At 46.6% G+C, this 8,509-nt stretch carries 10 protein-coding genes; 5 read left to right on the forward strand and 5 right to left on the reverse strand.

From position 1 onward, the window contains the following. Positions 1-493: 493 nt before the first annotated feature. Positions 494-763: a hypothetical protein gene (locus tag QUA04_RS27840; RefSeq protein WP_333263500.1), complete on the forward strand. Its 270-nt coding sequence runs from the start codon at positions 494-496 to the stop codon at positions 761-763. 23 nt (positions 764-786) lie between these two features. Then, positions 787-1,458, forward strand: a complete 672-nt coding sequence (locus QUA04_RS27845) for an ABC transporter ATP-binding protein (protein WP_333263503.1) — start codon at positions 787-789, stop codon at positions 1,456-1,458. Between the two features lie 124 nt (positions 1,459-1,582). On the opposite strand, the gene QUA04_RS27850 is transcribed toward QUA04_RS27845, so the two are convergent. Together QUA04_RS27850 and QUA04_RS27855 are read right to left on the reverse strand one after the other, a co-directional pair. Then, complete coding sequence (locus QUA04_RS27850) at positions 1,583-2,374, reverse strand: DUF4058 family protein (protein ID WP_333201996.1); 792 nt, start codon at positions 2,372-2,374, stop codon at positions 1,583-1,585. 237 nt (positions 2,375-2,611) lie between these two features. Further along, a complete protein-coding gene (locus tag QUA04_RS27855) occupies positions 2,612-2,854 on the reverse strand; it encodes a hypothetical protein (protein WP_333263505.1) in 243 nt (80 codons plus the stop codon). 130 nt (positions 2,855-2,984) lie between these two features. Between QUA04_RS27855 and QUA04_RS27860 the strand changes: the two genes are divergently transcribed. After that, positions 2,985-3,197: a helix-turn-helix transcriptional regulator gene (locus QUA04_RS27860; protein WP_333263508.1), complete on the forward strand. Its 213-nt coding sequence runs from the start codon at positions 2,985-2,987 to the stop codon at positions 3,195-3,197. A gap of 81 nt (positions 3,198-3,278) precedes the next feature. Here QUA04_RS27860 and QUA04_RS27865 read toward each other — a convergent pair whose 3' ends face one another. Both QUA04_RS27865 and QUA04_RS27870 read right to left on the reverse strand, forming a co-directional pair. Continuing rightward, positions 3,279-3,632, reverse strand: coding sequence for a type II toxin-antitoxin system RelE/ParE family toxin (locus QUA04_RS27865; protein WP_333263511.1), 354 nt, complete (start codon positions 3,630-3,632; stop codon positions 3,279-3,281). Between the two features lie 7 nt (positions 3,633-3,639). Continuing rightward, positions 3,640-3,879, reverse strand: a complete 240-nt coding sequence (locus QUA04_RS27870) for a hypothetical protein (RefSeq protein WP_333263514.1) — start codon at positions 3,877-3,879, stop codon at positions 3,640-3,642. Between the two features lie 123 nt (positions 3,880-4,002). On the opposite strand from QUA04_RS27870, the gene QUA04_RS27875 reads away from it, so the two are divergent. Both QUA04_RS27875 and QUA04_RS27880 read left to right on the forward strand, forming a co-directional pair. Then, positions 4,003-4,152 (forward strand): hypothetical protein, encoded by a 150-nt coding sequence (locus QUA04_RS27875; RefSeq protein ID WP_333263517.1) that lies wholly within the window; start codon positions 4,003-4,005, stop codon positions 4,150-4,152. Between the two features lie 328 nt (positions 4,153-4,480). Continuing rightward, complete coding sequence (locus tag QUA04_RS27880) at positions 4,481-6,274, forward strand: bifunctional serine/threonine-protein kinase/formylglycine-generating enzyme family protein (protein ID WP_333263520.1); 1,794 nt, start codon at positions 4,481-4,483, stop codon at positions 6,272-6,274. Positions 6,275-6,744: 470 nt separating this feature from the next. On the opposite strand, the gene QUA04_RS27885 is transcribed toward QUA04_RS27880, so the two are convergent. Further along, positions 6,745-8,253, reverse strand: a complete 1,509-nt coding sequence (locus QUA04_RS27885) for a UbiD family decarboxylase (protein ID WP_333263523.1) — start codon at positions 8,251-8,253, stop codon at positions 6,745-6,747. Between the last annotated feature and the right edge of the window lie 256 nt (positions 8,254-8,509).

Here is an 8,509-nt window from a genome sequence, read left to right on the forward strand (position 1 = left end):
GATCGCGTTTGAGCCAGTCGTCGAGGACATCAAATATGCCTCTTTCGGTCTGGGCGCGTCCGACTGCGATTGTCATTTACGCAAATCTCCAAATGGATATAATTACAACGGATCTGTCTCTAGTCATGAGTCTTCCACCGTTGCCTCTGCTTAGCAGAAAACAAGTTGGATTATGAACAGAGTTTACTTTTCTTTACCGTATTGACGATTATAGAGGTAATTCTTTACAAGAGCAAGTTTTTATTAAAAAACTTCCGGATCTTGACTTGTCCGAAGTCCCCGAAGTCCCCGAAGCCCTCGAAGCCCCCCAAGTCCTTGCCCTGCATTTGGGAACTTCTACTATATAGGAGAGTCTGCGCTTTGCGTCAGAAGGCCGGTGACTTCGTAGATATATCGGCCTCAACCTCTTATTTTTCTAAGAAACTGGGTTTCTTTGGGTAAGTCCTATATATATACTGAGGATAGAGCTCCAAACTTAGGTTTTTAAGACTATATGTTCAGCATTGACATCATTGTGAAGAACACGCCCGTATCGCTGTCGGTGCAGCGGAAGTTGCAGGAGGACGCTGAGACTGTTTACCAGCAGGTGTTAGAGGCGATTCGCAACTCCCAACCGCAAATCTTGGAACTCAATTGCGAGAAAAATCCTGAGAAAAAGGTGGCTGTGCTCAGCAGCGAGATTTCTGGGGTGGTGGTTTCTCAGAAATCGGGGGCGTCATCTACAGGCAGATCCCCTGGCTTTGTCTCGATGGGAGCAGAATGAGGGCTGGGGGTGTTGGTGCCGATATGAGCCAGTCAGCGGTTGCTGTGCGGGATTTGGGTTTTTGCTGGCCGTCGGGCGATCGAGTGTTGCAAGGTTGCTCTCTGGATGTACCCAAGGGCGAGTTTTGGATGCTTTTGGGCACTAACGGCAGCGGCAAGTCTACGCTGTTGAGGCTGATGGCTGGGCTGCTGCACCCCCAGTCCGGAGAAATTGACCTGGGCGGGCGGGTGGGTTTTGTGTTCCAAAACCCCGACCACCAATTGGTGATGCCGACGGTGGGTGCGGATGTGGCTTTTGGTTTGGTGGAGGAAAAGCTTTCTAACGTTCAGGTGCGGGCGAGGGTGGCAGAGGCTTTGGAGGCTGTGAATTTGCTGGATTTGCAGCGGCGGCCAATTTATGCTTTGAGTGGGGGCCAGAAGCAGCGAATTGCTCTTGCTGGGGCGATCGCCCGTCACTGCGAAATTCTGCTTTTGGATGAACCGACGGCTTTGTTAGATCCTGATTCTCAGTTGGATTTGGTGGCGGCGGTGCAGCGGTTGGTGAAAAATCGCGGGATTACGGCCTTGTGGGTGACTCACCGTTTGGATGAGTTGAATTATTGTGATGGGGCTTTTTTGTTGGAAAAGGGCGAAGTGGTCGATCGGGGAGATCCGGCGCGTTTGAAGCAGCGGTTGATGCAAAGCCAAGATGTTTAGCTGTTAAGCAATTTGAGAATTAAGTCATTCTGCGAGGGAAATCGCTCTGCAAGTCAAACGAAGTCTGCCTCCGCAGACTAAGAAATAAATAGGGTATTTAACCAGATTTTGGCGGCACGGCAAATTAATCTCGCAATCCTCGATCGCGCAACCAAGCATCTGCCCAAATTGTATCGGCCTCTGACAGCGCTGGTATGACTTCCCAGTTGCGATAATCTATCTTCAGGTCGTAACTTGCTATGTCGTAAATTTGAGTAAATAATTCCTGCAAGTTTATGACAGGTTCAGTATCGCCAGATCGCAGCGGTAAAGGAAAGGCAGGCATCGGGTTTTGCAGGTTAAAAGCATACAAATCAGCTCTGGGACGGCGATTTCCCCGACATACCAAAACGCGATAGTGGCTTTCAACATCATTGCCGATAACTGGCATTTTTCGACCGCGCCGCAGTAAATCTATTTCAATTAAATGAGTGCGGCTACCTAAAATTTCTTCTCGCTTTTCTTCATACATTTGTCGCCCTTTGCCAGTTCGCTTATTGGTAGGCGAGAGGATTTCAATAACTGTTATCAATTCTTTGGTTTCTCTTTCTCTAATTTCTAAATAGCCTTCCCGAACCGTGTAGGGCATGGGAATAATTACTGTTAATGGTTGTGTAGGCGGTGCTGCAACTGCTATGTTTGATGCTGTTGTTTCTGTTGCAGTTTGTGGTTGCATTACAGTTACGTCGGGAATGCCAATGACTGATAAATCGTCGTCAGCAGTTTCATAGATTCTCACTTCCAGTGACACTAAATACTTAGGACGCAGTTGGGGAGATAAAAACCTGAAAATTTCACTAATCAGCAAGTTATGCATCCCAGGCCAGAGTTCGGGATGCTCTAAATACGGGTCCATACCGGGAAAGGGAGATGGCATTGATTTGACTCCTTGACTCAAGTCTATTTATAGTTTAGCAATACTTTTCTGACGCGAATGGCTTGGGAATAGCATTTAGGGCATAGCTTCGCTTGTGGCAGATGATGACTGAAGGCTCGATCGACCTTTTGCAATAATAGGTTCGATCGCACATCTTGCACTTATTGGCATATTCCGTCGGGGGTTTAAACCGCTGCCGGAATATGGCAACAAATGCAAGATATCAGTTCGATCGCATTAACTTTCGATCGACAATTGCATCGGAATTGGAACGCTGGTTTCATCTAAGACAGACAGCGCATTTACGAAAACAATTGTATGCGGGACTGCCGGCATTAAGCGGCGCAGTGCTTTGAGGTAAGATTCGGCATCGGGGCGGCGGCTGAAACGGGCGACTGTTAACCGCTGACAGTTGGGGAGGTGGCGAATTATGCACCAAGGTTGAAGTCGATCGCGATATGTCGATTGTTTTGGTATCATAGATGTGTTCTGCCCACTTTTGTGGGTGGTAAAGGAAAGGCGTTCGCCCTTGATTTCTCAGGTCGGAGGGCGATCGCTTATTTATGATGTTTTATATTAAACTCGAATACTCGAGTGTTGTCAAGAGGGAATGGGACGAATTAGGCTGCGAGTTCGAGAATTTGCTCAAGAGAAGGGTTGGAATCTGACAGAAGTATCCAAAAGAACAGGTATTCCATATACCACGATCATTACCTATGCCAATTCTTCAGGCATGGCTACCGTTGACTACACAGCTTTGGACAAGATGGCTCGTGCGTTCGATATTGCGATCGAGGATTTAGTTGAGATTTTGGAACAATAAACTGATTTGTCCGCGGGAAGATGGGTTTAATTAGGTTGCTAACAAAGGAAGACACGGCACGGCGCTGTGTCCTGAATCACTTTAAACATCTGTTTCTTCGGATGGCGTGCTGAATGCTTTAATAATTTGGCGAATCTCCCCTACTTCGATATCTTGCTGGTCAGACTTTGAGTAAATGTCTAATAAAACAATCAACTCAGGCGATGAAATCCAGTAAATCAGGCGATAGCCGCCACTTTTACCTTTTTGAATATTGCTATTCTTAAGCCGCACTTTCATAACGATAGAGCCAATACCAGGGATTTGATCTCCAAGAAATGCTCCGAATTGCAACTGCTCAAGGATAGGATGAAGATCGGCTTGGATTTGGCGATATTTCTTTGCTAGGGTTCTCAGTTTGCGCTGAAACTCAGGGGTTAACCGAATTTCGACCAAAGGCGTGTCAGTCAACGTCGATGCCCTCCCAAAGTTCAGAAAGGGGTAGAGTTTGTCCGGTTACAGCTTGTCGCCAGGATGTGCGAAAGCTTTCTCCTGAAAAGTCTGTGTCTGCTTCGGGCGTGATTTGGTTTTCTAGAGAATGGGTTTGTTGAACGATCGTGGATAGTGTTTTTAGGAGTTCAAGCTGCTCTGCGAATGAAAGTGACTGAGCCAGATTGATGGCTTGTTGAAGTTGGGATGTCATGGTGTATCTTGATTTACTACTTTAAGTTTATCAAACTCCAAACGGGTGGTCAGAAACCTGGTTTTTACGAGAAAACTTCGTTACAGTCCGCAAATTCGGTAAAAACCCGGTTTCTTTGTGGGAGTGCGTCTAGGACTGACTAATATCACGTCCGGTCAATTACCGCGATCGAGAATGTTTGTATTGAACACTCTGGAATTCTATGATTTGTCGCTCTCGATCGACAGAAAATTGACGCAAAATCAGGTGCGATCGAACGCAAATTTTACTTGACTTTTGTGCGAACTTGACATATTATTAAATCATGGGAATCTGTGCGGCTATATAAACTAAAAAAAATAAAGCCCTCAGCGCTTGAGCGCAACAACAAACCCGATTAGTAGGGTGCATCGCCGTCTAGAATCTAGAAATAAAAGTAACAATCTCGCTTCGATCGATCTAGCTGTAGCCGTAGATTGGGTTGAGGAACGGAACCCAACAGCCAAAAACCTTGTTATTGTTACGCAAGTTCGATGAAAAGCGTCGGCGCTCAGCGAAAGTGCAAACCCCAACAGAGATTGTGTCAAAATAATCTTAATGTGCACCCCCCTACTGACAAGCTATGATTCCCCCTGGTAAAATCCTCCGCAACCGATATCAAATAATCAAAGACTTGGGAGGCGGCGGCTTTGGCGACACCTACCTAGCTAAGGATTTAGACTTACCCGGAAAACCCCACTGTGTCGTCAAACACCTGAAACCGAAAGACAATCGTCCCGCTGCTTTGAAGTTAGCCCGACGTTTGTTCGATACTGAAGCACAAGTTTTGTACAAATTAGGCAATCAATCTCCGCAAATTCCGAGTCTGTTTGCTCACTTTGAAGAAAATGGCGAATTTTATCTGGTTCAGGAATTCATAGACGGACACGATTTAAATACGGAGATTGTTCCTGGCAACAAGTTAAGCGAATCCTCCGTTATTACCTTATTAAAAAATATCTTAGAAGTTTTAGCTGTCGCCCACGAACACCAGCCAAATGCTGTAATTCACCGAGATATTAAACCAGCTAACTTAATGCGCCGCCGCCAAGATGGTAAAATAATGTTGATTGACTTTGGGGCAGTGAGGGAAATCAATCAATTAATTGTAAATGTTAATGGAGATATAACTAGAACAATTGCGATCGGCACTCCCGGCTATGCGCCCAGCGAACAAGCTAAAGGTAAACCAAAGTTGTGCAGCGATGTCTATGCTGTGGGGATGATTGGGATTCAAGCATTAACAGGAATTCCGCCGCACCAATTGCAGGAAGATCCGAGTACGGGGGAAGTAATTTGGCGGCATTTTGTGCCAAGAATCAATCCGAAATTTGCTGATGTTTTAGAAAAAATGGTGCGCGACCATTTCAGTCAGCGCTATCAGAATGCTGGGGAAGCTTTGCAAGCACTTTTATCTTTGTCGCTGCCTTCCCCACCGCCACCAAGGCTAATACCACCGCCTCCCCCACCAATCATTTCAACTAATACGACAAGGCGAGGTTTTTTACAATTAGTGGGTTTGGCTGGGGGAGGGTTGGCATTAGCCTTGGTGGGTAAAAGTTTGTTGAGCAACAAATCTTCTTCATCTTCAAGTCCATCGCCACAACCATCGGCAAATGCTTTTTTAAAAACTTTTAATTTTGAAACAGTAACAGTCAACTCAAGGGGGCAAATTGCCAACCGCGGTAAAGGACAAGCACGGGTTTTTATAGAAAATATTGGTAAGGGTATTACTTTAGATATGGTTGCAATTCCTGGAGGCAGTTTCGTGATGGGTTCTCCCGATACTGAAAAATGGCGAACTAACGATGAAGGGCCGCAGCAAACTGTGAAGATTGCTCCTTTTTTTATGGGTAAATATGAAGTTACTCAAGCACAATACCAAGCGGTGATGGGAAATAACCCTTCTAATTTTAAAGGTGCGAAACGTCCTGTAGAAAATGTTAACTGGAATGAGGCTGTGGAATTTTGCCGGAAACTTTCTGAAAAAACAGGCAAGAGTTATCGCTTACCTTCGGAAGCCGAATGGGAATATGCTTGTCGCGCCGGAACTACAACGCCTTTCTATTTTGGCGACACGATTAGGCCGGATTTAGTTAATTATGATGGCAATAACCCCTACCGTTATGCGCCGAAGGGACTTAACCGCCAACAAACAACGGATGTGGGGAGTTTTCCACCGAATCCGTTTGGTTTATACGATATGCACGGGAATGTTGAAGAATGGTGCAGCGATAAATGGCAAAGGTCTAATTTCATGCGTGGCGGTTCCTGGCGGGACGATGCGGTCGATTGCCGCAGTGCCAATCGTGACTGGATTACGACGGACTTTCGCTACAGGACCATCGGTTTTCGCGTAGCTCTGGTTTCCGCGTAGTCTCCGGTTTTTCGTTCTCTGCTGTAGTCTCCCGCGAGGACTCTTCTTTTCTCTTTTGCCCTTTTGCCCTTTTCTCTCTTTCCTCTTTACCCTTTTGCGCGCGTCAGCGTACTTAAATTTTTTTGGGGAAATGGGACGTAATATTATCTTTGAAGACACGGCAGTTGAAACCGCGTCTACACAAACAAAAGCCGCCTTTGCGGGTTAAGATGCAGTCCCAATAACGTCGGAGGTTCAGAAACCGGGTTTTATCGAGCAGATTCGCTGCAGCGCAAAGACTCAGAAAAAAACCCGGTTTCTCTGACGAAGCGCATGAGTTGCGCTCGCATTAAAAAGAGGTAGCTTGCGATTTTTCGTTGGGTGGGGGCGGGTTTTTGAGATTGTCTATCTGTGTCATAAATGGTTTAAAAAACCCGCCCCCACAGGTCGATCGAGGATGTGCGATATGTCAGATTTTACGGTTGATTCCCCTACTTCATCTCATATCCAAACAAATTCGGATCGACTTCACCCAAATTCAAATCAGCCAAACCATACTCTGCCCAACGCCTTTCTACCATCGCCGCCACATCCGGATCGGACTCCAAAACTTCCCCCCATTCGTGATCCGTTTCCGGCGGCATCTTCGTAGTAGCATCAATCCCCATTCTGCCTCCCAAACCAATCTTTTCACTGGCAAAATCTAACGTATCAAAAGGCGTATTCGGCAGAATAAATACATCCCGAACAGGATCGACTTTAGAACTAATTGCCCAAACTACTTGACGCGGGTCGCGAATGTTGATACTTTTATCGACAACAATCACAAACTTAGTGTAAGTAAACTGCGGTAATGCACTCCAAAATGCTAAAGCAGCCCGGCGCGCTTGACCGGGATATGCTTTATCAATCGAGATAATTGCCGCTTTATAACTCAGGGCTTCCATCGGTAAGAAGAAATCGACAATTTCCGATACTTGCTGCCGCAAAATAGGCGTATAAATACGGTTAAGCGCGATCGCCATCATTGCTTCTTCTTTCGGCGGCCGCCCGCTAAATGTCGTCAGATAAATCGGGTCTTTGCGGTGCGTCATGCAGTGGAACCGCACCAACGGCGAATCCTCCACGCCGCCGTAATAACCCATGTGATCCCCGAAGGGCCCGTCGGGCAGAACTTCCCCCGGCGTAATCGTTCCTTCTAACACAATTTCCGAGTCCGCCGGTACTTCCAAATCTACCGTTTTGCACTTCGCCAATTGCACGCCGGAACCGCCGTAAAGTCCCGCAAATAACCATTCCGATAAATCTACAGGAATTGGGGTTGCTGCGGCGAGAATAATCAGGGGATCGACTCCAAGGGCGATCGCAACTTCCAATTTTTTACCAGCCTGCGCCGCTTTCCGCAAGTGCCGCGCGCCGCCGCGCACCGATAACCAGTGTACAGTCATCGTGTTTTTTGACTGCAACTGCAACCGATAAACCCCCACATTCGGCGTACCCGTTTCGCAATCTTTGGTAATTACCAAACCCAGGGTGATAATTTTGCCCGCATCTCCCGCATAAGGGCGAATCATCGGGATTTTGTTCAAATCCAGCCCTTCTCCCTCAAGTACCACTTGTTGACAAGCGGGGAAAAAGTCGCGGCCGGGTTTGGCTTTCACTACGTCAAACAACACTTTGCCGAATTCTATCGCTTGGGAAATCTTTTTCGGCGGTTTTGGCTGTTGCAGCATTCCCAGTTTTTTGCCGAGCTCTTCTAGTTCGATCGGCTTTTCCATGTTCATCGCCCAGCAAACGCGCTCTTCCGTTCCCAACAGGTTGATTGCGACGGGGAATTCGGCCCCTTTGACGTTTTCAAACAGCAATCCAGGGCCGCCTTTTTGCAGCATTTGGTTGGAAATTTCGGCAATTTCGAGGTCGGAATCGACTAAGGCGCTAATCCGGCGCAGTTGTCCCCGTTCTTCGAGTAGTTTTAGGAATCCCCGCAAGTCTCTAGCCATTTTTTTTAAGAATTGTTAACGTTCTTTTGTTATTATGAGCCGATCGACTGCCACAATTTACTCTTGAACCCCTCAAAGAATATCTATTTAACGAACCGCGAAGACGCGAAGGGCGCAAAGGAAGAGAAAGAAGAAGATAGGTAATGCCTTGTTCGGTTCGGGAGTAGGCTGCATAATGGGTTATACCAATTTTATGTGAAGTTGCATATAATAGAGAGATAGCTTGTATGGTGCGTTTATGAGTCGTAGTTTAAAA

The organism is Microcoleus sp. S13_C5, from assembly GCF_036700845.1.
In the GTDB taxonomy this organism is placed as follows: Bacteria; Cyanobacteriota; Cyanobacteriia; order Cyanobacteriales; family Microcoleaceae; genus Microcoleus.